Origin of the sequence: Bacillus sp. 2CMS4F, from assembly GCF_023161785.1 — a bacterium.
In the GTDB taxonomy this organism is placed as follows: Bacteria; Bacillota; Bacilli; order Bacillales; family Bacillaceae; genus Bacillus; species Bacillus halotolerans.
Window position 1 is genome coordinate 1 of sequence record NZ_JALNTO010000021.1, and the last position, 22,644, is coordinate 22,644.

Sequence of the window (22,644 nt, forward strand, 5' to 3'; positions counted from 1 at the left end):
ACGCACATCGCTGTGCGATTTATAATAAAACTTGAATTAACAGGTACGTTTTGTCTTGTTTAGTTTTCAAAGATCATTTTGTCTCTTCGTTTAAGCGACTTTATTATTATAACTCGTTGACTCATTGAAGTCAATAACTTTTTTTGAAGTTATTTTTTTGTCATCGCCTTGTTTAGCGGCAACGAATAATAATATACCACCTTGTAAATAATAGTGCAATAGTTTTTTGAAGAAAAACCTAAGGAATTATAAAAGAGCGTCATCCTTCTATTAGAAAGGTTGACGCTCTTTTAAATTAGCGCTGTCTCATTTGCGGGAATAACAGTACATCTCGGATCGAAGGAGCATTCGTAAGCAGCATGACCAGGCGATCGATCCCGATGCCTAAACCTCCTGTTGGCGGCATGCCATACTCCAGGGCTTCAACGAAGTCTTCATCCATTAAATGAGCTTCATCATTACCCTCTTCTCGTTCTTTTAATTGAGCTTCAAAGCGTTCTCTTTGATCAATAGGATCATTTAACTCTGTGAATGCATTTGCATGCTCACGGCCTACGATAAACAGTTCAAAACGGTCTGTGAAGCGCGGATCCTCTGGATTTTTCTTAGCAAGAGGAGAAATTTCTACTGGATGTCCATAAATAAACGTTGGCTGGATAAGCGTTTCCTCGATTTTTTGTTCGAAGAATTCGTTTATAATATGGCCCACTGTCATAGAGTCTTTAATCTCTACACCATGCTCTTTTGCATATTCACGGGCTTGCTCAACAGTTACATCTTCCCAGAAGTCAACGCCTGTCGCTTCTTTGACTGCGTCAACCATATGGATTCTTTTCCACTCAGGTTTCAGTTCGATTTGCTCTTCCCCGTATTGGATTGTCGTCGTGCCAAGCACCTCTTGTGCGATATGAGCGACAAGGTTTTCAGTTAAGCTCATGATATCTTTATAGTCAGCATACGCTTCATATAATTCAATCATTGTAAATTCAGGGTTATGGCGTGTAGAGACGCCTTCATTACGGAAAACACGGCCGATTTCATATACTTTTTCTAAACCGCCGACAATCAAGCGTTTCAGATGCAGTTCAATCGCAATACGCATGTAGAGCGGAATATCTAAAGCATTATGATGGGTAATGAACGGACGCGCGGAGGCTCCCCCTGGAATGCTGTGCATGGTTGGTGTTTCTACTTCTAAGTATCCATGATCATCAAGGTATCTTCTCATCGCTTGAATGATCTTGCTGCGTGTGATGAACGTATGTTTGCTGTCTGGATTTACGATAAGATCCAAGTAACGTTGACGGTAGCGCTGCTCAACGTCTTTTAAACCATGGTATTTATCCGGCAGCGGACGAAGCGCTTTTGTCAGCAAATCAAATGATGTTGCTTTTACTGACAGTTCGCCTACATTTGTTTTGAACACTTTTCCTGTTACGCCGATAAGGTCGCCAAGGTCGGAAGATTTGAAGATTTCATATTGGTCGTCACCGACACTGTCTTTTCTTACGTAGATTTGAATTTGACCTTCTAAATCCTGAAGGTGCGCGAAGCCGGCTTTTCCTTTGCCGCGTTTTGTCATCATACGGCCTGCGATTGTCACTTCAATCGCTTTTTCTTCTAACTCTTCTTTCGTTAGATTTTGATATGCCGCAATAATTTGCTCAGATTGATGAGTTCTTTCAAAACGTGCGCCGAATGGATCTATACCGTTTTCTCTCATCTGATTCATTTTGTCGCGTCTGACTTGCAGCTGGTCGTTCAATTCTTCATGATTATGCTCTTCTTGACTCATTGTTATCACTCCATTACAGATATTGTTTCATGAAAAAAGCAGAAAAACTGCCAGCGTAAAACTGGCAGTGAGCAGCAAATAGAGGTGAGTGTTATCCTACTTTTGCGTCTTGAAGCTCTTTTGCCTCAACTTCAACAGTAAATGCATCTAAAAGCTGCACAAGCTCTTCTCTCGTCTCGCAATGATTGATTCCATTACGAACCTCCGCATTGCCTCTTATGCCTTTCAGATACCATGCAGCGTGTTTTCTCATTTCTCTTACCGCTACATTTTCACCTTTTAAGTTAATCAGGCGGTCAAGATGCAGTTTGCATACCGCCATTTTTTCGCGTACTTGCGGCTCTTCTTTTAATTCACCTGTTTCAAGGTATTGAACCGTACGGTAAATCATCCACGGATTGCCTAATGCGGCACGGCCGATCATGACCCCGTCTACTCCTGTTTCATCAAGCATACGCTTAGCATCCTGCGGCGTCTTGACATCGCCGTTTCCGATAACCGGAATCGATACAGATTGTTTTACTTCTTTGATAATATCCCAGTTTGCAGTTCCTTCGTACATCTGCACTCTTGTACGGCCGTGAAGCGCAACTGCTTTTCCGCCCGCACGCTCGACAGCCTGTGCGTTTTTCACCGCGAAAATGTGGTCTTCATCCCAGCCCATTCTCATTTTCACTGTGACTGGTTTATCGACGGCATCCACTACTGCAGAAACCATTTCATAAATCTTATCAGGATCGAGAAGCCATTTTGCTCCCGCATCACATTTTGTAATCTTCGGTACTGGGCATCCCATGTTAATATCAATGATATCAGCAGTTGTGTTCTGGTCTACAAACTTCGCCGCTTCTACAAGGGTTTCCTTTTTTCCTCCGAAGATTTGAAGGCTGAGCGGTTTTTCACGTTCATCAATGTAAAGCATACCCATTGTTTTGGCATTGTTGTAAAGAATCGCTTTGTCACTGATCATTTCAGCGCAGACCAATCCGGCTCCGAATTCCTTTACAGTCAATCTGAATGCTGAGTTGCAGACACCGGCCATAGGGGCAAGCACAACCCGGTTTTTTAATTGAATATCACCGATTTTAAACATTTTCCCCCTCCTTTCATTTGTTATTATTTTCTGGCGGTGCTAATTCGTCCGCGCTTATATTTAAAACATCTGCTGCGTTTTGTATGATGGCAGCTGACGGCAATCGGTTTCCGCGTTCAATTTCGCCGAGAATAGAAACTGATATACCTAACGCTTTCGCAAATCCTTCTTGAGTATAACCTTTCAGCTTTCTGAATGCACGAATTCGTCTACCCCAGATTTCTGCTTCCATACTCTTACACCTTCTTGGTCGGTTTCGGCGCTTTTTGCCTCTTTTTCAACCCGCGTGCATATTTCCGCAAGCGGTGCAAGGACAAATAAACGCTCATACATTCTCGGATGCGGAACAATTAGTTGCTCTGTTTCAATATTTTCACGATTAAACAGTAAAATGTCAAGGTCTGCCGTCCGCGGACCCCATCTGACTTCTCTCGTCCTGCCCAATTCATTTTCTATATGCTGCGTGAGCTCAAGGAGCTGAAACGGATTCAGCGACGTCTCGATTTCAACTGCCATATTTAAAAATTCATCTTGAGCTTCGTATCCGACTGGGTCTGTTTCGTAAATAGAAGACACTTTTGTGACTGTCACTGCCTCATGTTGATGCAGCATCGCCACCGCTCGCCGTAAATACGTTTCTCTATCTCCAATATTAGATCCAAGGGCTATATAAGCTGTATTGTTCATGATTTTTTTCTCGTGATTTCTATTGCTACTGATTTATAGTGGCCGGGAATTGGCGGATCTGGCTTAATCACTTTTACAGTACATTGCTGCACCTGATGAAATTTCTTCAGGACAGTGTCCGCAATACGTTCTGCCAGTGTTTCCACTAGTTTCACAGGCTCACCTTCGACGATGTCTTTACATACGTGATAAAGCTCGGCATAGTTAATGGTTTGCTCAAGGTCGTCTGTTTGTCCCGCTTTGCTTAAGTCCAATTCTGCGGTTAAATCGACTTTAAAACGCTGTCCGAGCTTGTTCTCCTCTTTTAACACACCGTGATAGCCGTAAAACTCCATGCCTTCTACGTAGACTTTATCCATGATGCATCCCTCCCTTGTTCAGCATTGCATCCATCATTTTCGCCATTCTGGCTATTTGTTTTACATCATGGACTCTCACAATGTCACAGCCTTTTTGAATGCCTAGACACACGGTTGCGCCTGTGCCTTCAGCCCGCTCCTCAGGCGGAAGATCCAGGACACGGCCGATAAATCTTTTTCGGGAGGTTGCAAGAAGAACCGGATAGCCAAGTCCGCTGAAAACCTCGAGTTTGTTCATGACTGCCAGATTATCGTGATAGTCCTTCGCAAAACCAATACCGGGATCGAGGATAATGTTCTTTTCCTCTACACCTGCTTCAACAGCTATCTTTACACTTTCCATTAAGTCCGACAGCATATCCGGTATTAAGTCGTTGTAGTTTCTCTCTTTGCGGTTATGCATGAGAACGATCGGAACATTGTGTTCAGCTGCAACAGAAGCCATTTTCGGGTCGTACTTTGCTCCCCAAATATCATTGATGATTGAAGCGCCGGCTTTAACAGCTTCATCTGCGACAGAAGCCTTGTACGTATCTACAGAGATCGGCACTGCGAGCTCTTTTGTAATCCGCTCAATCACAGGAATCACTCTGGACATTTCTTCGTCCTCGGATACATATTCGGCGCCGGGTCTTGTCGACTCGCCTCCGATATCAATGATATGCGCACCGTCATCAATCATCTCTTTCGCATGCAACAGGGCATTGTCCAGGCTGTCATATTTTCCGCCATCCGAGAAAGAGTCAGGCGTTACGTTTAAAATACCCATCACCAGCGTCTTTTCTCGATATGATAATGCGCTGGGTTTGGTATGGATTACTTGTGTTTGGTCTATCGTTTGCTGCGCCATTCTCTTCCCCCCTGTCATGAATTCATGTTCTTTATTTCTTGGTGGTATAGCGTTTGTAAAGCGGAAGTTATTTCTCCGTTTCGGCCCGGATAGTTCACTTCTTCTATTTTAGAAAACGGAATGATCTCAAGAACCGAGTTGGTCATCCATGCTTCATCTGCCGTCAAAAGGGCTTCAAGCTGGTAGCGGCCTGTTTTGACATCCATCCCTATTTTCTTTGCGTTCTCCATGACAAAACGTCTCGTGACGCCGTCAAGAATTCCGGTATCAAGTGATGGTGTATAGATAGAGCTGCCTTTTCTCCAGAAAACATTCGAAATGATGCCCTCTGCTACAGCGCAATCCTCCGTTAAAAAGATCCCTTCAAACCGCGGATCATTTCCGATCTCCCGTTTCGCATACATATTATTTAAATAGTGATGTGATTTTAACCGGAACGGCCCCTCCGGTGTGTTTCTCCGTATCGATAAAACCTTTCCTTCCTTTTGCAAAGGAAGACTTTCTGGTTTTAGCTGGTTAACAAAACATAAGACAGTCGGGTTATCGTAAGTTTGAGCAGCGAAGCCTTTATCGCTGATGCCGGCTGATATGTTCAGCCTGACGCGGGCATTGCCGTCTTTGATATCATTCAGCCCGAGCAGCTTGTCCAGCATTTCAATCATCTCTTGTTTTGTCACAGTGTATTCGATTTGCAGATCCTTAAGTGCGCGTTCAAGCCGTTCTATATGCCAATCAAGCAGGAACGGCCGGCCTTCATAAAGCCTGAAGGTCTCAAACACACCGATCCCATATAAAAAACCATGGTCAAAAGGAGAAAGAACTGCATCTTTCTCCTCTATAAATCGGCCGTTTACATATATCATCACGCAATGACTTCCTTGCGGTACGTTTCAATAAAATTTCTGAGCATTTCTTTTCCAAAGGAAGTCATAATAGACTCTGGATGAAATTGAACGCCTTCTATCGGAAGGTCATTGTGCCGAATAGCCATGATTTCTCCTTCTTTCGTTTGTGCGGTTACTGTGAAACAGCTTGGCAGCGTCTCAGGTTTTACGATCAGTGAGTGGTATCGTGTCGCCACAAGCGGGTTTTGCAAACCTTTAAAGATCGTCTTGCCGTCATGCTCAATTTCTGAGGTTTTTCCGTGCATCAGCCGCTCTGCTCTGACCACGTCTCCGCCAAATACCTGTGCGATAGACTGATGTCCGAGACACACGCCAAAAACGGGAATTTTGCCTGCGAAGTACTTAATTGCTTCAAGGCTGATTCCAGCTTCATCAGGACTGCACGGTCCGGGTGAAATCATTAAGAAATCCGGTGACAGCTCTTCAATTTGCTCTATTGTGATATCGTCATTGCGTTTTACAATCAGCTCTTCTCCAAGCTCGCCCAAATACTGTACTAAGTTGTACGTGAAAGAATCATAGTTATCAATCATTAAAATCATTTCTCTGCTCACCTCATCTAATTTTTGTCTCTGCTTCGCTCAGCTCTAACGCCTTTTGCATCGCAAAAGCTTTTTTGATTGATTCTCTGTATTCATGCTTAGGAACAGAATCAATCACAACTCCTGCTCCGGATTGCATAAACGCCTGCCCTCCGGCTGCATAAATGGTTCGGATCACGATATTAAACTGAAGATCCTGATTATACCCAAACCACCCTATAGATCCAGTATAAAGCCCACGGCGTGTCGGCTCAAGTTCTTCTATAATTTCCATTGTCCTTACTTTAGGAGCACCTGTAATCGTTCCTCCAGGAAATACAGCATGAATAATATCTACAGCGTCGTATCCATCCTGCAGTTCACCTTGGACATTAGACACAATGTGCATGACGTGGGAGTATTTTTCAATTGCCATAAATTCATTAACCCGCACTGATCCGTAACGGGAAACTCTGCCCAGATCATTTCGTTCTAGATCAACCAGCATGACATGCTCAGCGCGTTCTTTCTCATTATGGATTAATTCGTTTGCGAGCGCTTCGTCTTCCTCATCCGTTTTCCCTCTGGAACGAGTGCCCGCGATCGGTCTTGTCTCTAACAGTTTGCCCTTTTTGCTGACAAGAAGTTCAGGAGATCCGCAAATAATTTGGAAATCTGGTGTTTCTAAATATGCCATATATGGAGAAGGATTCACTTCTCTCAGCTTTTTGTAGATATCATACGGGTGAGCAGACAGCGACTGCGACTGCCTGATCGATAGATTGACTTGAAAAACATCTCCGCTGGCAATGTATTGCTTGATTTTCTCTACAGCCTGAGAAAAGCCTTCTTCAGTAAAAGGCGCTGCAAAGGAACCGTCAGCTGTATATGTCATCTCTTGTAACGGCTCACCGGGAAGCTCAGACAGCCACATATGTTCGAGCTGGGACAACTTTTCGTCCGCTGATTCGTTCTCATCATTCACATGAGTGACCAGCCAAAGAGCCTGTTCTTCATGGTCATAGACGGCTATATCATCAAAGACAAGAAAATAGATATCAGGTGTCTCCAGGTCATCTAATGAGAGCATTTTAAAATTTTCAATGTAGCGTGCGTAATCATAGCTAAGAAAGCCGATTGCTCCCCCTTGAAAATCAGGCAGTTCTTCATCCGTTTCTGTTTCCAGCGTTTTAAACCAACTGTGGAAAGCGCGTAATGGGTCACCCTCTTTAAACAGTGTCTCATCCCCATGCTTAATGGTTGTAATTCCGTCTTTTCCCTTGACAGCCGCAATTGGATCAAGACCGGCTATACTGTATCTGCCGCCTCTTGCACTTTCAAGAAGCACGTGCTGTTTTCTGGATTGTGAAAGTTTCTCATATTGTTGCAAGAATGAATCTTTTTGAAAAGGTACTTTTCTGCCTGCCGGTCTGCGTTGTGCCATTTATATCATTCCTCTGTTTTCTTTTTCTGCTTTTTTTATTGTAAAGCAATATCATGAGTGAAAAAAGTGAATTTCGCTTCCAAGGATAAGATTCGTCGCGGACACGGCATATTTGATGCACAAATAAAAAAACTCCCGGGCACCGGGAGTTTTTTCGAGCTTTTTAATCAAATTGATACAGCGGCGTACTCAAATAACGTTCGCCGTTACTCGGAATGATAGCCAATACTTTTTTGCCCTTTCCTAGTTTTTTCGCTACTTCAATAGCAGCATAAATGGCCGCACCTGATGAGATGCCTCCGAGAATTCCTTCTTCACGTGCAGCTCTGCGTGCATAATCAAATGCTTCTTCATTCTTCACAGGAAAAATTTCATCGTATACTTCAGTGTTTAAGATGTCGGGCACAAAGCCAGCTCCGATTCCCTGAATTTTGTGAGGGCCTGGTTTTCCTCCTGAAAGCACTGGGGAATCTGACGGTTCAACAGCGTAGATTTTGACGGAGGGATATGCTTCCTTCAGGACTTCACCCGCTCCTGTAATCGTTCCGCCTGTTCCGATTCCGGCTACAAATGCATCAAGCCGGTCATCACCGAATTGCTCAACGATTTCTTTACCTGTTGTTTGGCGGTGGATTTCAGGGTTCGATGGGTTGTTAAACTGCTGCGGCACGAAGTATCCGTGTTTTTCAGCAAGCTCCTCCGCTTTCTTAATGGCGCCTTTCATGCCTTCCGCACCAGGAGTCAGCACAAGCTCAGCACCATACGCGCGAAGAAGGTTGCGGCGCTCCATGCTCATTGTGTCAGGCATAACCAAAATCGCTTTTAAACCTTTAGCCGCAGCAACCATTGCCAGCCCGATTCCTGTATTTCCGCTTGTCGGTTCAATGATTGTATCGCCAGCTTTTAATTTCCCTTCTTTTTCAGCGGCTTCAATCATCGCTAAACCGATACGGTCTTTTACACTGCTTCCAGGGTTCATGTATTCAAGCTTCAAATATACATCCGCACTGTTTTCATCAACAAGGCGATTTAATTTAACGATTGGCGTATTCCCAATTAATTCAGTAATGGAGTTTGCTACACGTACCATTCTCGACACCTCAATTTCCGACTATTTGTATTGGTATTATGTATATAATCTATCAATTTCAAAATTTTTTGTCAATCATTTAGTACTTTTTTCCCCATAGAACCAAGACACGTCAGCTTCTTTCCAAAGCGATTTTACAGTTGCTTTATCACCTAACTGATCCATTGCGATCTGGCGTTTAATCTGATTCTTCACTTCATCATATGAGAACGTTCTCGCATTTAACTTTTCTTTCAGTTGTATAATTGCATAACCGTTGTTTACCTTTATCGGTTCGTTTGACCATTCATCTTGTTTTAGTGTCTTTGCTTCTTCAATGTATGATGACGGAATGTTGTCTGATGCCTCGGTGACAAACCCTAAATCTCCCCCGTATGGTGATGTATACCTGTCTGTGGACCGTTCCGCCGCAACAGCTTCAAAGCTCGAGCCGCCTTCAAGCTCTTTTAAAACTTGTCTGGCTTCCTCTTCATCCTTTACAACAATATGCCGAATACGATACGAATCATCAAACTGATACAGTTCTTTATTTTGATTATAAAATGATTTCATTTCTGTCTTTGAAATATCAATATCCTTTGTTAATAATTCCTCAAGAAGAATATTATAGCGAATTTGGTCTTTCCACTCTTTTTCAGTTGTATGCTCGTCTTCGTAAAATGAATTATTCACCGCCTTAATCAGCAGAAATTCCCGATCAATTTCGCTTTTAGATACTTTGAGATTGTTCTTTTTGGCAAGCTGCTCTACCACTCGGACATTGATCATATCTTCAAGTGTTGATTTTCCGTATTCATCTTCCATTTCCTTCAGCCATTCTTCTCTTGTGACGCTTTTGCCTCCAATAGTAGCAATGGACTCGTCGGACGGGGAAGCACTGGCTTGAGATTTCGTCAGTGTATATGCCACTGCGATACAGCATACCAGCAGCGCGCCCCAAATGATTGTCCAGATTGTTCTTGATTTCAAATTTACTGTCAGCCCCTTTTCTTAAATTCAAAAAACCCGCTAAAGAGCTTAGCGGGTCGTTTGGTCTCGAAGCTCTTCCAGCTCTTCTTTTGTAAATAAGTACTTTTCATTACAAAAATGGCATACTGCTTCGGCTTGTCCATCTTCTTCTATCATATCTTGAATTTCTTTTTTGCCTAGTCCCAAAACGGCTGTTTCAAAACGCTCTTTTGAACAAGGGCAATGGAATTTAACAGGCATGGTTTCCAAAATCTCAGGCTTTTCTCCTAAGACTTCTTCCAAAATTTCTTCCGGTGCAAGCCCTTTTTGAATCAGTTTAGAAATAGGTTCTACTACAGATAGACGCTGTTCAATTTTTGTGATGGTTTCATCATCTGTTCCCGGAAGGAGCTGAAGAATGAAACCTCCTGCCGCCAAAATGGTGTTGTCTGGGTTAACAAGCACGCCGACACCTACAGAAGAAGGAACCTGCTCCGATGATACAAGATAGTACGTAAAATCTTCTCCCAGTTCTCCGGAAACGATTTCTACTTGCCCTGTGAAGAACTCGCGCAGGCCTAAATCTTTTACAACACTTAATGTTCCATCTGTTCCAACAGCTCGTCTGACATCCAGCTTGCCGTGTTCATTCAAGTCAAAATGAACATGCGGGTTTGAGACATATGCCCTGACTTCCCCTTTAGCATTCGCATCAGCAACAATCGCGCCGATTGGCCCGCCGCCTTCCACTTTCACTGTCAGCTTATCATCACCTTTCAGCATAGAACCAAGCATTAGTGAAGCTGTCATTGTACGGCCCAGTGCAGCGGATGCTGTCGGCCATGTATCATGCCGTCTCTGTCCTTCATTCACCATATCAGTCGTTTTTGCAGCATATGCGCGAACTTTCCCGTCATACGCCAGCGCTTTTACTAAATAATCCATTGCAAAACCTCCTATACACTTCCCACGCGGTTTCGTTCATAAATCAATTCCAGCCCTTTTAGGGTTAAGAATGGATCAACGATGTCTATACAATCTGATTCGTTTGCGATTAATGGCGCAAGACCGCCTGTCGCAATGACTTTCGGTTCTTGTTTTGCCTGCCATTTCATTCGTTTTACGATTCCTTCCACTTGGCCGACATAGCCAAATAAAATTCCTGATTGCATCGCGCTTACAGTGCTTTTTCCGATAATATTGTCAGGCCGGGCGATTTCAATACGCGGAAGCTTCGCCGCACGCGAGTACAGCGCCTCAGTCGAAATTGTAATTCCAGGCGCAATCGCTCCGCCCATATATTGTTTGTTTTCATCGATATAACAGTACGTTGTGGCTGTACCGAAATCAACAACAATCAAAGGATTGCCGTACAAGTGAATGGCCGCAACAGCATTTACGATTCTGTCAGCGCCTACTTCTTTCGGATTGTCGTACTTTATATTTAAACCGGTTTTCATACCAGGACCGACAATTTGCGGTTCGATATGAAAGTATTTTGTGCACATTCTCTCTAACGCAAACATAATTGGCGGCACAACTGAAGAAATAATAATGCCTTCTATTTGTTCAAACATGAGACCTGAATGATCAAATAAAGAGCGCAGAATCATCCCGAACTCATCTTCTGTTTTATGCCTGCTTGTTTCTATACGCCAGTGATATTCTAATTCACCATCATGATATACACCAAGTACAGTATTGGTGTTCCCCACATCAATAACAAGTAACAACCTCTATCACCACTTTTGAATAGTTTCTCTATCATTACTTTTACAAACATTCTACAATACCATACACGATCGGCGGCTCATTTGTAAACAAATCGATACCATAATTGGATGATTGAAAAGAGGGGCAGCAGAGGCGGGATTCACATAAAAAAAACTGCCAGCGTCAGCCGGCAGTTTTTATCAGAAAGCGTTACTCTTTCGTATCGTCTTTCTTTTCTTCTTCTGTTTTTGACAGAATGTTTACTTTGACATCATCGTTCTTCTCATCATCAGAGAACTTACGCTCAGGCAATGTTCCGTGATCGACAAGGTGTTTGATTTGTTCAGCATCCAGTGTTTCAACTTCCAGAAGCGTCTGAGCAATCAATTCAAGCTTGTCACGATTTTCTGTCAGGATTGTTTTCGCACGCTCGTAACACTCTTTGATAATGCGCTGAATTTCCTGATCAATTTCGTAGGCAATTTGATCACTGTAGTTTTGTTCGTTGTTGAAATCACGGCCTAAGAATACCTGGCCACCCTGAGACTGTCCAAATTGCAGCGGTCCCAGTTTTTCTGACATACCGAATTCTGTAACCATTCGTCTTGCAATATTTGTCGCACGCTGGAAGTCATTGTGCGCTCCTGTGCTGACTTCGCCAAAGATAATTTCTTCAGCAACACGTCCGCCCAAGAGACCGACAATTTTATCAAGCAGCTCCGGCTTTGTCTGGAAGTAACGGTCTTCTCTTGGAAGCATAACTGCATAACCGCCAGCCTGGCCCCGAGGAACAATCGTTACTTTATGAACCATATCAGCCTCATCTAAAACGAGTCCGATAACGGTGTGTCCGCCTTCGTGATATGCCACGATATTGCGTTCTTTCTTGGAGATGACGCGGCTTTTCTTAGCTGGTCCGGCAATAACACGGTCCGTAGCTTCATCAATGTCGCGAGCATCGATTTTTTTCTTGTTTTGACGAGCCGCCACAAGAGCAGCTTCATTCAATAGGTTTTCTAAGTCAGCGCCTGAGAAACCAGGTGTTCTCATGGCAATCGATTTCAGGTTTACCGTTTCATCCAGCGGTTTGTTTCTCGCATGGACTTTCAATACAGCTTCACGTCCAATTACATCTGGGCGGTCCACTGTGATTTGACGGTCAAAACGTCCCGGACGAAGTAAGGCTGGGTCCAAGATGTCCGCACGGTTCGTTGCGGCAATGATGATAATTCCTTCATTGGCACTGAATCCGTCCATTTCAACAAGCAATTGGTTGAGCGTCTGTTCACGTTCATCGTGTCCGCCGCCGAGACCCGCTCCACGCTGGCGTCCGACTGCGTCAATTTCATCAATGAAGATCAAACAAGGCGCATTCTTTTTCGCGTTTTCGAACAAGTCACGCACACGGGAAGCACCGACACCTACAAACATTTCAACGAAATCAGATCCGCTGATGCTGAAGAATGGTACACCGGCTTCACCGGCTGATGCTCTTGCAAGAAGTGTTTTACCGGTACCCGGAGGTCCGACTAAAAGCACACCTTTAGGGATTCTTGCGCCAAGCTCGGCAAACTTGCGGGGATCTTTCAGAAATTCAACAACTTCCACAAGTTCTTGTTTCTCCTCGTCTGCCCCTGCAACGTCTTTAAATTTGACGCGTTTCTTTTCCTCTGTATATAGCTTCGCCTTACTCTTACCAAAGTTCATGACACGGCTGCCGCCGCCTTGAGCTTGATTGAGCAGGAAGAAGAACAGAATAAAGATAATGACAAATGGGATGATGGTCGTCAGGAACGTCACCCATCCGCTTGTTTCTTGAGCGGGATCAACCTTTACATCTGTCTTTTTTATAGCATTAAAGATCTGGTCTGCTCCCTTTCCTTCAGGAACATGAGTCAAAAAGTATTGATCCTTGTCGTAATTTTTCAGCTGTCCTTTTACCTCATAAACACCTCTGACAGGCTGAACCGACACGCTATCAACTTTCCCGTCATCCAGGTTTTTGATGAACGTGCTGTACGACATATTTTCTGTTTTCGGATTTGAGGTCTGGAAGTAGCTCACAACCCCGATTACTACTAATAAAATAAGTAAATAAAAAATGGTATTACGGAAGACCCGATTCATTCCTTACCTCCTCCCACAGTAAGCACAACTATGTTCAATAGTACCATAGAAAATCATTCCAATACAACCAATAACCATCTCGGAAGCAGGCTGCCGATCAGCTTTCATAAACTGCCGGTTTTAACACTCCGATATAAGGCAGATTGCGATAGCGCTCAGCATAATCAAGTCCGTAACCCACTACAAACGCGTCAGGAACTTTAAAGCCGACGAAGTCTGCTTTAATGTCCGCTTTTCTTCCGCTTGGTTTATCCAAAAGGGTAACAATCTTAATTGATTTTGCTTTACGGTATCGGAAGAGCTCTACTAGATAACTTAAGGTTAACCCACTGTCGATGATATCTTCAATAATTAAGATGTCCCGGCCCTCTACAGATGTATCCAAATCTTTAATGATTTTTACTTCTCCAGATGAAACCGTAGATTTTCCGTAGCTTGATACATCCATGAAATCCATTTCCAAATATGTATCAATATGCTTGATAAGATCCGCCATAAAAGGAAGAGCTCCTTTTAACACACCGATTGCCAACGGAAATTTATCTTGATACTCGCTTGTTAAGTCTGCACCTAACTCTTTTACTTTCTCTTGTATCTCTTCCTCTGAGATCAGAACTGTTTCAATATCATGTTTCATCATGATTATGCTTGCCCCCTACACTTTTCATGCTGTCTATATTGTAATACAATGCGGTCACTGTTTGGAATCACAAGATCTTCAAAAATGGATTTTTTCAAGCCCGGTATCCAGATAATTTCACCGCTTGCATCCGTCACAACCGGCCAGTTGTCTCTTTCTTGCAGAGGCAATTTCTTATCAATAAATATATCCTTTACCTTTTTCGAGCCGTTCATCCCTTTTAGTTTTATCCGATCGCCGGCTTTTCTTGTCCGGATCGTCAAGGGAAATCTCACCTTATCTTGACTTGTAATAAAAACAGAATTCCCATGACCTTCAAGAGATTCCGCGTTACGCTTTGCCTCTATCAGAAATCCGTTTGGGAGCACTGCCGTCTCATCGGCAGCTCCGCTTAGTTGATATTCAAAGGGAACATTTTTGCACTGCCATTGTTCAAATGTAAACAAACATGTCTGATATGATTTGACCACCTTCAGTCCTTTCGGAAAGTCCAGTACTCCTGAAGGACCGCCCTTATCCGCCCAATCCAAAAACTGCTGAATATGATGAGCTGAAAAGGATGATGGAACGTTTTCATAAAGATAGTTTAATATTAGTTGAACTCCTCTTCTTTGTAAAGGCATCGGGAGGGCAAGCAATTGAGAGGAATTGATTTCAACTGATATTTTAGACTGGCTTGTGATTACTTTATTCATTTCTTCTTTCGTTAATGACTGTAAGAATTGCTCATCTTCAGTCAGTGCTTCGCTTACTTTCTGAAACCTTTTATGCACATCAGGTGATTCCTGTTTCAAAAAAGGCAGCACTGCTTTTCTGAATCTGTTTCTAGTGTAATCATCTTTGGCGTTGCTTTCGTCGTTCCGGTAGCTCAAAGCGTTTTCATGGCAATAATGAAGAATCTCTTCTTTTGTAATGGCTAGAAATGGTCTGATCATCTGTCCCGTTTCAAACCGTCTTACCGGCTGCATGCCGGCAAGTCCAGCTCCAAGTGTGCCTTTGGCCAGTCTCATAAGCATTGTTTCAACCTGATCATCTCCATGATGAGCAAGTGCAAGATAATCCGCTTGATGCTTGGACATCACTTCCTTAAAAAACTGATATCGGCAATCACGGGCAGCTGCCTGCTTGTTGAGACCGTTTTTCTCAGCATACGCAGTTACATTGATTTGAGCCGTTTCACATTTGATCTGTTCAGCCTCACAATATGCTTGGACAAAACGCATGTCTTCCTCAGATTGTGCCCCTCTGAACCGGTGGTCTACGTGAGCCGCAATCACATTGGCTGAACGGCCGTATAACGCATGAAGCGCGTGAAGGAGAGCCATCGAATCCGGACCGCCGGAAACGCCTACAATAATTGTCGCCCCTTTTAACGTAAGATTGTGTTTGATAAAAAAATCTTTGACACTGTTCACAATGTCCTCCTCACAATGAGCAGGTATTTTAAAGATATTCATATCCTATCACTTTCAATCCTTCCAAGCAAAGAAGAAGCATGGGTATTGCAGATTGCGGCTGTCAAATAAGGAAAAAGATAATGTAAGCGAAATAAAGCGCCAAAACACTGATTACGATAAGAGCGGTTTCGAATAACCCTCCGGACTTAGCGCCCTTCTTTTTAGGTGCATATCTCGTCTGTGTTACTTTTCCCTGGCGCATTTTTTTCTGTTTTTGTCTTGAGATAGATTGCGCCGAAGTTGGCGTTTTTCCAGCCTGTTTTCTTTGCGCTGCCTTTTGCCCTGCTGCGAGCATCTCTCTTTTCATCTCGTCAGCGGAATCATAATGGCCATTTAAAGCAGAAACAAGCACTTTTTTATACTTTTGCAGCACCGGACTGCCTTCGATTAAAGAACGCAGCTGTTCCTTTGGCTGGCTTGTTTTTTTGAATTCCTTTTTATGTACACAGTTGATCATAATCATAGCAACCGCAAACAAGTCGTAAGAGGGCTCTGCTTTTCTTGTCCCATACCCCCAATATCCTCTGTCGTAAAACTCGGTATACTCTTTTATCGCTCGGCCCTCCTTGGTTGTTCCGCCTACATCTATGCAGCGGATTCTGGCCGGCGGGCCGGTGACAATCAGATTATCCGGCTTAAGGTCGCCGAATATCCACCCTTGCTGATGAAGCACGGATAAGCTGGTTAACAGCTGAATCATCAAGACCGGAATCCATTCTGCTCCTTTGTCACTGACGAACTGTAAAAGCAGCGGGCCTTTTATGTATTCCATTGCATAAAATGAAACCTTTGTATTAGCACTGGGAATAAAGGCATCATCAGTGTCAAAAAAAGAAGGCCCCATCGTTACGGACTGGGCCTTTGAAAAAGATTTTAAGACATTCACTTCAGAAGTAATAGACAGGCTGTCATCACTTACCTTTAAGGCAACATGTCCATCTGATGCTTCTGCCAAATACACAATTCCATTGGCCCCTTTTCCAAGCTGTTTACGCAGTGTGTAAGTATTTCCATTCCACTTGCCCTTTACTCTCGTTCCCGGCTTGAGGCTACATGCCAAACTCGTCAAAGTGTCGTTCATCATCTGCCAGCATGCTCCTTCTTGAGCGGATTTTTTCGAATTGCTGTGTCGCTTCACGAATCGCCGGACCTGTCGGCGTGATGCCGCCTGTCGATAGCTTCGCAAAGAGTGTGGAAAGAGACTGCAGCTTCGGTGTCCAATTTAGCACAAGCTCGACCTCCTGTTTTTTCCCGGGAAATATACACATCGCAAATTCGTTATTCCCTATTCGGGAGTTAAGACTCACGGACAAGTCAATCAGTGCTTCTTTCACTGTAGGCAGCTTTGGCGCCATACTTGCGCTTGTATCAACGAGAACCAAAACCTGAAGATGCACCGTTTCTCCCAGTTCATCTACCACTTCCATGACTTCGCCGCGTTTTTCCGGAGAAAGCTCCTCCATTTCCACATTCTTCCCAAGGATTTGCTTCAGTTCTTGATTCACCACCCCTTGCAGGGTTTGCGTCATTGCTTTTTTCGTTACCATTTGAACCGTTTGCGAAAGCTGTGATGCGTAAACGACCTGATGCACGCCGCCTCCAGCAAGCGCAATCCCTTCGACTTCTTTCATAGCCTCGTGGTCAATTTTGTTTTCTTCCATTATACCTATGACATTTACTGTAATCCCTTGCTCTTTAGCAAAAGCAGCCATAGCAAGCGGGTCTTCACCATGATTTGAGCAGCCATCCGTTATCAGCAGAATTTGATTTAAACGTCCGTTGTTCACATTCATTCCTCCTGGAGAATACGATGATTCTCAGATTCATATAGTTCCATCTTCGCCAGAAGAAAATTGATTTATACGGAAGCGTTATGAAATTTCTTGTTTGCTTTGAAAGATGGCCGGAACGGGAATAGACGCCCACTTTGGTGTATTGTGATCAATTCGGACGACAACAACCGTCATATCATCATCAATTTGGCCTGACCTTGTGCGAATCACTTCCTCCATGAGTAAGTCAGCAATTTCCTGCGGATCATCTGTTTTTAACCCTTTCATTTTGCGCTTCATCCATAAATCATGATTTTCCACGTGTTTAGGGCCTTCGAAAATACCGTCACTCATCATGATCAGGAGGTCTCCCGCCTTCAGCTGCTCACTCACAACCTCAACGTCGAATTCGTTAATAATGCCGATTGGCAGATTGCTCGCTTGGACTTTCATCACCTGCTCACCCCGTTTGATAAAGCTCGGTGTTGATCCAACCTTTAAAAACTTACAGCTCGCATCCTGAAGGTCAATAATAGAAAGATCAAGCGTGGAATATATTTCATCCGTTGTCCGCAGAGACAGTATGCTGTTGATCGTTTTGATTGCTATTTTTTCATCAATTCCTGATTCAAGGATCTTTTCAAGAAGTTTAATCGTTTCATTGCTTTCAAAGTGAGCCCTCGCGCCATTGCCCATGCCGTCGCTGATAGCAGCTGCATATTTTCTTGCGCCCAGCTCCATCATGCTGTAGCTGTCGCCGGAGACAAGGCCGCCGCCCTTCGCTGCATGAGCCGCACCCGTAGACACTCTGTACGATTTTGTTGATCCAAACGCGACATGGCTGTATCCATTTGGATGCGGAGAATGCTGCTCGGCTTTCACAAGAACTTGCTCTTCCAAAATGTCAGAAAGCATAGGCGCTATGATTTTTTCACTTTCTCCATGCCCGCTGAATGGGATTGTCATTTCAATATCAATGTTCCCCTGTTCAAGGCTGTAAATTTCCACCTGCTGAATCTCTATTCCAAAATGCTGAAGAGCCTCAATAATTTGTTCTTCTTGGATAAAGTGCTGTTCCCTCTCCCTTTTTATTTCCCGAGAAAAGTCTGCCATGACCTCTGAAACACCCAAGAGCTGTTCAGCCACAAGCCGCCTGCTGTCCTGCACTTTTTTCTTAAGGGTTAAATGCGCATGATGATAGGCAAGTTCATCCTCTATCAACTCTTCAACCTGACGCGATTTAGAGCAATACTGGTGAAACTCTTTTTTCAGCCTTCGGTTTGAAGCATACTCTTTTTCCTCTGTTTCAAGCATAACTTGTTTCATTAAATCATATGTTTTATCAAAGTTCTGAACCCAGCACCTGTTTTTCTTGTAGCACGTTTGACAGGAATGCTCCGTAATTTTGCTTAAAAACAGATCGACCTCGCTGTCATCTGTTTGTTCGTCAGACGCTTGATAAAAGGTGGCAAAGCTTTCTGACAATGCATGAAATACATTGGAGAACTGATCCACCTTTTGAGCAGTGACATCTCTGATTTTTCTCGCGTATTGCTGCTGCTCCTGAAGATGTTCCACAGTGCCCGGAATATATCTCGCCACTTTTCTTGTGATGGACTGAGGCGTAAGCAGAAACAGGCCTACTGCTATCAATGACTCATAGAGCGTTGTCATCAGACCGGCAGAGCCTTCTCCATATAAAGAAATAAGAAGCGATCCAATAATCAGCCCGATTGCCGCACCCGCTTTTTTTCCTTCTTTCAGCAAACCGCCTAATAAGCCCGAAAAAGCGAGCAGACTCATTTGATAGAGATTTCCGATATTGGCTAAGCCGAGAATCAGGCCTGTCACGACACCCACTGTACAGCCGATGCTTGCACCGCCGATGAAGGAAAAGCTTAATACAACATAACGGGCCAGGATATGTTCTGCCTGCATCCCTTGATAGGACAAGCCTGCAAGTCCAGTCAGCACCGAAGCAATCAGAATCATAAAGCAAATGATTTCTTCTATTTTTAAGGATTGTTTTACTTTCTTCACTGTAAAAATCGGAAGGCTTTGGAGGAAAATCAGCGTTAAAATAAAGGACAGCCCCGCTTCTACAACAGCCATCACATAATCATAGGTTGTAAACGCTCCATTCTGAGCGTAAACAAAACCCGCTCTTGCCGCCGACATGGAGAAGAACACGACAATCGGAAGGGCTTTCACACGGTCATCTGTGATGAAGGATGCTACTTTAGAAAACACGAAGAATGCAAGCAACGCCGCTAATATGAGTAATGAGTGCTTCGGAGAAATTGTCATTGCACCTGCAAGCACAGCCAGCACTGCATACAGCGCCTTGTCTCTTCTGATCAGAAGCATTGCCCCAAAGAAAGGAAGGGCGAAAGGAAGGACCTCGGATAATATGAAAGCTCGTCCAAGCAAAAACCCGATGACGACATAAATGAATCCTTTATAGAAAAACAGTGAATGCAAATGATGAGTCACCAGCTTCGCTCCCCTGTTAAAAAACGATTGGAGTTTTTCAAAAGCTTGTCCCGCCATTGGCCCGTTCACTCTTCTTTCTGCTTTTTCCATTTCTCTCATCTCCCACCTGTTATATTCGTTGCCTGTCATTATAGCGAAAGCACAGATAGGATTTTGTCAAAAGAAGGTAAGTATACCAAAGAAGTCTTCGACGGTTTCTGCCCTGAAATTCGTTTATGCGGAGAATTTCCAGAAAGATGTCTAAAAATGAAAAAAATCGGCTTCTGTAATAGAAACCGATTTTTCAGTATGACCCGTACGGGATTCGAACCCGTGTTACCGCCGTGAAAGGGCGGTGTCTTAACCGCTTGACCAACGGGCCTAACAAATATGGTAGCGGCGGAGGGGATCGAACCCCCGACCTCACGGGTATGAACCGTACGCTCTAGCCAGCTGAGCTACACCGCCATATTGTTTTGTGCTTCTAAGCACAAGTTATATAATACAAAGGTTTGTCCTTTTCGTCAACAGAAACTTTAATGTTATAATTTTCTGACTCTTAACTTGAGAGAGCATATAAAAAAAGCACCCGTTGGGACGAACGGATGCTTCATTTATTTATAGAAAGCAGCAAGTTATCCTCTTCTTGCTCCGCGCCCTCCACGTTTTGATTCCGTATTGCGTTTTAAAGATGACAAGCGATCTTCGCTATCTTTTAAAAACTTGTTCATTTTCTGTTCAAAAGATTCTTTCGGACGGAAATCATTTCTAGGTCTGGCTTGCGGACGGTCTTTAGCTTTTTTAATAGATAAACCAATTTTCCCGTCTTTTTCAACGTTGATGACTTTCACTTCAACTTGGTCGCCGACTTTTAAGTGATCATTAATGTCTTTAACATAATTATCGGCTACCTCACTGATATGAACGAGACCGGTTGAGCCTCCAGGCAATTCAACAAATGCTCCAAAATTTGTAATACCTGTAATTTTCCCTTGCAACTTGCTGCCCACTTCAATCGACATAAAAAAAGTGCTCCTCCTTAGGCTTATAAAAAGATCGTTTGCTTAATTATACCTAAATAAAAATTTAAGTGTCAACAAGGCTACTTGTTCTTCTTCTCCACATTAAAGATTATTTCACCGTCTCCTGACATGAATAAGTCTCTTCTGGCAAGCTCTGTGACGTAATCTTCATCTTTTAATTTGGATATTTCTTCTTTTAAATCCGTTTGCTTTGTCTTTAAATTCTTCAGTTCTTTTTCAAGCTGTTCTTTCTTTTCTTCTTTTGCACTAAGGGAAGATGTTTGGCTCCATACAGAGCTTGCCAGTACAATTGCCGTCAGAAATACGAGGGCGCCGAATACAGTCAACCGTCTGTACAGCCCTTTTCTTCTTCTTTTCTTCAGCTGATTTTGCCGCTCTACTTTTTCTTTATAGTCGTTTTGTATTTCAGTTATCGTTCGTTCCCTGGAAAAATTCAAATCAGACGGTCCTCCTTTCATCTCTTCAAAAAACGTGTAATGGTCGTTCTTATGGTTACCAATAGTTTCTGCTTCTTTTTTAGAAATCCTGCACCTTTTTGAAAATATCGTCTGAAAGTTAGACGCAGTTTTTCAGGAAGAAGTTTCATACATTGTTTAACGATAAAGCGGATCGGAAAACACAGAACCATGACTATTTTATATAGACATAACATGAGAAAACCGATCAGGCGGTATGTTCTCTGAAAAAGAAACGTGACCAGCCAGATGATGACTCCGCATGTCCACACAATAGGTCGAAATAACACGTGCTGAATGAGCTTTTTTAAGAATTGATAAACAGAAACAACAAGATAAATGACGAATTTCAGTATTTTTATATAGATTCGTTTGCAAAGGCTTTGATACGTCGCAACGCCCAGCAGAACCGCCAAAAAAATGTACAGCCTGAATTCTCCCTCATTTACATGAAGCAAGACATAAAAGAAGAGCAGCCCCTGCAAAATCCAGAAAAGAATATCATGAATAAATAAAAGCCATCTGGCTGTTCTGGCACGAATGACAAAGAGCCTGTACGTATCAAGCGACGCGCCAAGCCAGAGGCCCATACCGGACATCGCCAGCATTGTATAGAATTGTGTCGTCAGCGTCATTTAAACAACTTGCTAAAAAACCCTTTAGCTTTATCCCCTTGTTGCTCGTCTAAATACACTAAATCAAATACCCTGCCTTTGATCGAAACAATCCCTTTTTCTACATCAAGATTTTTCATTTGAAGGTTTTCGCCTCTGACTGAGAGCATCCCCATCACTGTTTCCAGCAGGAATTCTTCGTTATCAAAGCTTTCAACTTGCTTAACCCCAGAAATATCTAAATGTTTCCGGCCTTTCATTGTCACATCGTGCTGTTCCGGAACAGAAGAAGAACCTTTTTGTTCATAATATGAATTCATCTATTCAGCCCCCATATCCTCGATACTTTTAGCATTATTACTGCATTGTATGAGGCGGGGGATTCTTTTAGAACAAGCCTATTCGCCGAGTTTTTCTTCCTTTAGCACCGTATACATGTTTGCGGCTTCTTCTTTTTTCGTCGTGTCTTTGAGCTCATTCACTTGTACCGTTACAAGCTTTTGGCCGAAGCGGACCGTTAATTCATCTCCAGGTTTTACGTCTGAGCTAGCTTTAGCCTGATTTCCGTTAATGGAGATTCTGCCTTGATCAGCTACTTCCTTCGCTAGTGTACGTCGTTTAATCAGCCGTGATACTTTTAAAAATTTATCTAATCTCAT

24 protein-coding genes and 2 tRNA genes are annotated in these 22,644 nt (G+C 43.3%); all 26 read right to left on the reverse strand.

All coding sequences use genetic code 11. The features are described 5' to 3' along the window. Positions 1 to 295: 295 nt before the first annotated feature. A complete protein-coding gene (lysS, locus tag MTN95_RS20235) occupies positions 296 to 1,795 on the reverse strand; it encodes a lysine--tRNA ligase (protein WP_024123647.1) in 1,500 nt (499 codons plus the stop codon). A 91-nt stretch (positions 1,796 to 1,886) separates the two neighbouring features. Further along, positions 1,887 to 2,888, reverse strand: coding sequence for a tRNA dihydrouridine synthase DusB (gene dusB, locus MTN95_RS20240; RefSeq protein ID WP_024123646.1), 1,002 nt, complete (start codon positions 2,886 to 2,888; stop codon positions 1,887 to 1,889). A 13-nt stretch (positions 2,889 to 2,901) separates the two neighbouring features. After that, on the reverse strand, positions 2,902 to 3,120 hold the full coding sequence (locus MTN95_RS20245) for a helix-turn-helix domain-containing protein (RefSeq protein ID WP_105992083.1): 219 nt from the start codon (positions 3,118 to 3,120) through the stop codon (positions 2,902 to 2,904). Continuing rightward, on the reverse strand, positions 3,072 to 3,575 hold the full coding sequence (gene folK / locus MTN95_RS20250; protein ID WP_024123644.1) for a 2-amino-4-hydroxy-6-hydroxymethyldihydropteridine diphosphokinase: 504 nt from the start codon (positions 3,573 to 3,575) through the stop codon (positions 3,072 to 3,074). Before folK ends, MTN95_RS20245 begins: the two co-directional genes overlap by 49 nt. Continuing rightward, complete coding sequence (folB, locus tag MTN95_RS20255) at positions 3,572 to 3,934, reverse strand: dihydroneopterin aldolase (RefSeq protein WP_101865159.1); 363 nt, start codon at positions 3,932 to 3,934, stop codon at positions 3,572 to 3,574. The genes folK and folB overlap by 4 nt, the downstream gene beginning before the upstream one ends. Beyond that, on the reverse strand, positions 3,927 to 4,784 hold the full coding sequence (gene folP / locus MTN95_RS20260) for a dihydropteroate synthase (RefSeq protein WP_044153463.1): 858 nt from the start codon (positions 4,782 to 4,784) through the stop codon (positions 3,927 to 3,929). Before folP ends, folB begins: the two co-directional genes overlap by 8 nt. Before the next feature lie 14 nt (positions 4,785 to 4,798). Next, positions 4,799 to 5,647, reverse strand: coding sequence for an aminodeoxychorismate lyase (gene pabC / locus MTN95_RS20265; RefSeq protein WP_101865158.1), 849 nt, complete (start codon positions 5,645 to 5,647; stop codon positions 4,799 to 4,801). Then, positions 5,647 to 6,231, reverse strand: a complete 585-nt coding sequence (pabA, locus tag MTN95_RS20270; RefSeq protein WP_024123640.1) for an aminodeoxychorismate/anthranilate synthase component II — start codon at positions 6,229 to 6,231, stop codon at positions 5,647 to 5,649. Before pabA ends, pabC begins: the two co-directional genes overlap by 1 nt. A 13-nt stretch (positions 6,232 to 6,244) precedes the next feature. After that, entirely contained in the window at positions 6,245 to 7,654 is a 1,410-nt protein-coding gene (locus tag MTN95_RS20275) for an anthranilate synthase component I family protein (RefSeq protein WP_248339807.1), read from the reverse strand. A gap of 163 nt (positions 7,655 to 7,817) precedes the next feature. Continuing rightward, positions 7,818 to 8,744 (reverse strand): cysteine synthase A, encoded by a 927-nt coding sequence (gene cysK, locus MTN95_RS20280; RefSeq protein ID WP_248339809.1) that lies wholly within the window; start codon positions 8,742 to 8,744, stop codon positions 7,818 to 7,820. Between the two features lie 75 nt (positions 8,745 to 8,819). Continuing rightward, positions 8,820 to 9,713 carry a peptidyl-prolyl cis-trans isomerase gene (locus MTN95_RS20285; protein ID WP_248339810.1) on the reverse strand — a complete coding sequence of 298 codons (894 nt, stop codon included), beginning with the start codon at positions 9,711 to 9,713 and terminating at the stop codon, positions 8,820 to 8,822. A 48-nt stretch (positions 9,714 to 9,761) separates the two neighbouring features. After that, the gene (hslO, locus tag MTN95_RS20290) at positions 9,762 to 10,637 is read right to left on the reverse strand and encodes a redox-regulated molecular chaperone HslO (RefSeq protein ID WP_024123636.1); all 876 of its coding nucleotides are present in this window, start codon (positions 10,635 to 10,637) and stop codon (positions 9,762 to 9,764) included. Positions 10,638 to 10,648: 11 nt separating this feature from the next. Beyond that, the gene (locus MTN95_RS20295) at positions 10,649 to 11,425 is read right to left on the reverse strand and encodes a type III pantothenate kinase (RefSeq protein ID WP_044153475.1); all 777 of its coding nucleotides are present in this window, start codon (positions 11,423 to 11,425) and stop codon (positions 10,649 to 10,651) included. Between the two features lie 190 nt (positions 11,426 to 11,615). Continuing rightward, a complete protein-coding gene (ftsH, locus tag MTN95_RS20300; protein ID WP_024123634.1) occupies positions 11,616 to 13,532 on the reverse strand; it encodes an ATP-dependent zinc metalloprotease FtsH in 1,917 nt (638 codons plus the stop codon). Between the two features lie 97 nt (positions 13,533 to 13,629). Then, complete coding sequence (gene hpt / locus MTN95_RS20305; RefSeq protein ID WP_038954341.1) at positions 13,630 to 14,172, reverse strand: hypoxanthine phosphoribosyltransferase; 543 nt, start codon at positions 14,170 to 14,172, stop codon at positions 13,630 to 13,632. A gap of 2 nt (positions 14,173 to 14,174) precedes the next feature. Next, entirely contained in the window at positions 14,175 to 15,587 is a 1,413-nt protein-coding gene (gene tilS / locus MTN95_RS20310; protein WP_227599487.1) for a tRNA lysidine(34) synthetase TilS, read from the reverse strand. A 103-nt stretch (positions 15,588 to 15,690) separates the two neighbouring features. Beyond that, a complete protein-coding gene (locus MTN95_RS20315; protein WP_202853361.1) occupies positions 15,691 to 16,713 on the reverse strand; it encodes a protein kinase domain-containing protein in 1,023 nt (340 codons plus the stop codon). Then, on the reverse strand, positions 16,679 to 17,416 hold the full coding sequence (locus MTN95_RS20320) for a vWA domain-containing protein (protein WP_024123631.1): 738 nt from the start codon (positions 17,414 to 17,416) through the stop codon (positions 16,679 to 16,681). The genes MTN95_RS20315 and MTN95_RS20320 overlap by 35 nt, the downstream gene beginning before the upstream one ends. An 84-nt stretch (positions 17,417 to 17,500) precedes the next feature. Further along, entirely contained in the window at positions 17,501 to 19,984 is a 2,484-nt protein-coding gene (spoIIE, locus tag MTN95_RS20325; protein ID WP_105992088.1) for a stage II sporulation protein E, read from the reverse strand. Positions 19,985 to 20,183: 199 nt separating this feature from the next. After that, positions 20,184 to 20,255 (reverse strand) — tRNA-Glu (locus tag MTN95_RS20330). A 9-nt stretch (positions 20,256 to 20,264) separates the two neighbouring features. Then, positions 20,265 to 20,341, reverse strand: a tRNA-Met gene (locus tag MTN95_RS20335). 167 nt (positions 20,342 to 20,508) lie between these two features. Then, complete coding sequence (locus MTN95_RS20340; RefSeq protein ID WP_003218379.1) at positions 20,509 to 20,895, reverse strand: S1 domain-containing RNA-binding protein; 387 nt, start codon at positions 20,893 to 20,895, stop codon at positions 20,509 to 20,511. Positions 20,896 to 20,975: 80 nt separating this feature from the next. Continuing rightward, the gene (gene divIC / locus MTN95_RS20345) at positions 20,976 to 21,353 is read right to left on the reverse strand and encodes a cell division protein DivIC (RefSeq protein WP_010332711.1); all 378 of its coding nucleotides are present in this window, start codon (positions 21,351 to 21,353) and stop codon (positions 20,976 to 20,978) included. A gap of 17 nt (positions 21,354 to 21,370) precedes the next feature. After that, positions 21,371 to 22,006 (reverse strand): spore cortex biosynthesis protein YabQ, encoded by a 636-nt coding sequence (gene yabQ, locus MTN95_RS20350; protein WP_202853362.1) that lies wholly within the window; start codon positions 22,004 to 22,006, stop codon positions 21,371 to 21,373. After that, the gene (yabP, locus tag MTN95_RS20355; protein ID WP_024123628.1) at positions 22,003 to 22,305 is read right to left on the reverse strand and encodes a sporulation protein YabP; all 303 of its coding nucleotides are present in this window, start codon (positions 22,303 to 22,305) and stop codon (positions 22,003 to 22,005) included. Before yabP ends, yabQ begins: the two co-directional genes overlap by 4 nt. A gap of 78 nt (positions 22,306 to 22,383) precedes the next feature. After that, the gene (locus MTN95_RS20360) at positions 22,384 to 22,644 is read right to left on the reverse strand and encodes an RNA-binding S4 domain-containing protein (protein WP_024123627.1); all 261 of its coding nucleotides are present in this window, start codon (positions 22,642 to 22,644) and stop codon (positions 22,384 to 22,386) included.

What these genes read in the sequence shown, in the direction of transcription:
- lysS (WP_024123647.1), bottom strand. Translation starts at nt 1,795, where the DNA reads ATGAGTCAAGAAGAGCATAATCATGAAGAATTGAACGACCAGCTGCAA.
- dusB (WP_024123646.1), bottom strand. Translation starts at nt 2,888, where the DNA reads ATGTTTAAAATCGGTGATATTCAATTAAAAAACCGGGTTGTGCTTGCC.
- MTN95_RS20245 (WP_105992083.1), bottom strand. Translation starts at nt 3,120, where the DNA reads ATGGAAGCAGAAATCTGGGGTAGACGAATTCGTGCATTCAGAAAGCTG.
- folK (WP_024123644.1), bottom strand. Translation starts at nt 3,575, where the DNA reads ATGAACAATACAGCTTATATAGCCCTTGGATCTAATATTGGAGATAGA.
- folB (WP_101865159.1), bottom strand. Translation starts at nt 3,934, where the DNA reads ATGGATAAAGTCTACGTAGAAGGCATGGAGTTTTACGGCTATCACGGT.
- folP (WP_044153463.1), bottom strand. Translation starts at nt 4,784, where the DNA reads ATGGCGCAGCAAACGATAGACCAAACACAAGTAATCCATACCAAACCC.
- pabC (WP_101865158.1), bottom strand. Translation starts at nt 5,647, where the DNA reads ATGATATATGTAAACGGCCGATTTATAGAGGAGAAAGATGCAGTTCTT.
- pabA (WP_024123640.1), bottom strand. Translation starts at nt 6,231, where the DNA reads ATGATTTTAATGATTGATAACTATGATTCTTTCACGTACAACTTAGTA.
- MTN95_RS20275 (WP_248339807.1), bottom strand. Translation starts at nt 7,654, where the DNA reads ATGGCACAACGCAGACCGGCAGGCAGAAAAGTACCTTTTCAAAAAGAT.
- cysK (WP_248339809.1), bottom strand. Translation starts at nt 8,744, where the DNA reads ATGGTACGTGTAGCAAACTCCATTACTGAATTAATTGGGAATACGCCA.
- hslO (WP_024123636.1), bottom strand. Translation starts at nt 10,637, where the DNA reads ATGGATTATTTAGTAAAAGCGCTGGCGTATGACGGGAAAGTTCGCGCA.
- ftsH (WP_024123634.1), bottom strand. Translation starts at nt 13,532, where the DNA reads ATGAATCGGGTCTTCCGTAATACCATTTTTTATTTACTTATTTTATTA.
- hpt (WP_038954341.1), bottom strand. Translation starts at nt 14,172, where the DNA reads ATGATGAAACATGATATTGAAACAGTTCTGATCTCAGAGGAAGAGATA.
- MTN95_RS20315 (WP_202853361.1), bottom strand. Translation starts at nt 16,713, where the DNA reads ATGATGAACGACACTTTGACGAGTTTGGCATGTAGCCTCAAGCCGGGA.
- spoIIE (WP_105992088.1), bottom strand. Translation starts at nt 19,984, where the DNA reads ATGGAAAAAGCAGAAAGAAGAGTGAACGGGCCAATGGCGGGACAAGCT.
- MTN95_RS20340 (WP_003218379.1), bottom strand. Translation starts at nt 20,895, where the DNA reads ATGTCGATTGAAGTGGGCAGCAAGTTGCAAGGGAAAATTACAGGTATT.
- yabQ (WP_202853362.1), bottom strand. Translation starts at nt 22,006, where the DNA reads ATGACGCTGACGACACAATTCTATACAATGCTGGCGATGTCCGGTATG.
- yabP (WP_024123628.1), bottom strand. Translation starts at nt 22,305, where the DNA reads ATGAATTCATATTATGAACAAAAAGGTTCTTCTTCTGTTCCGGAACAG.
- MTN95_RS20360 (WP_024123627.1), bottom strand. Translation starts at nt 22,644, where the DNA reads ATGAGATTAGATAAATTTTTAAAAGTATCACGGCTGATTAAACGACGT.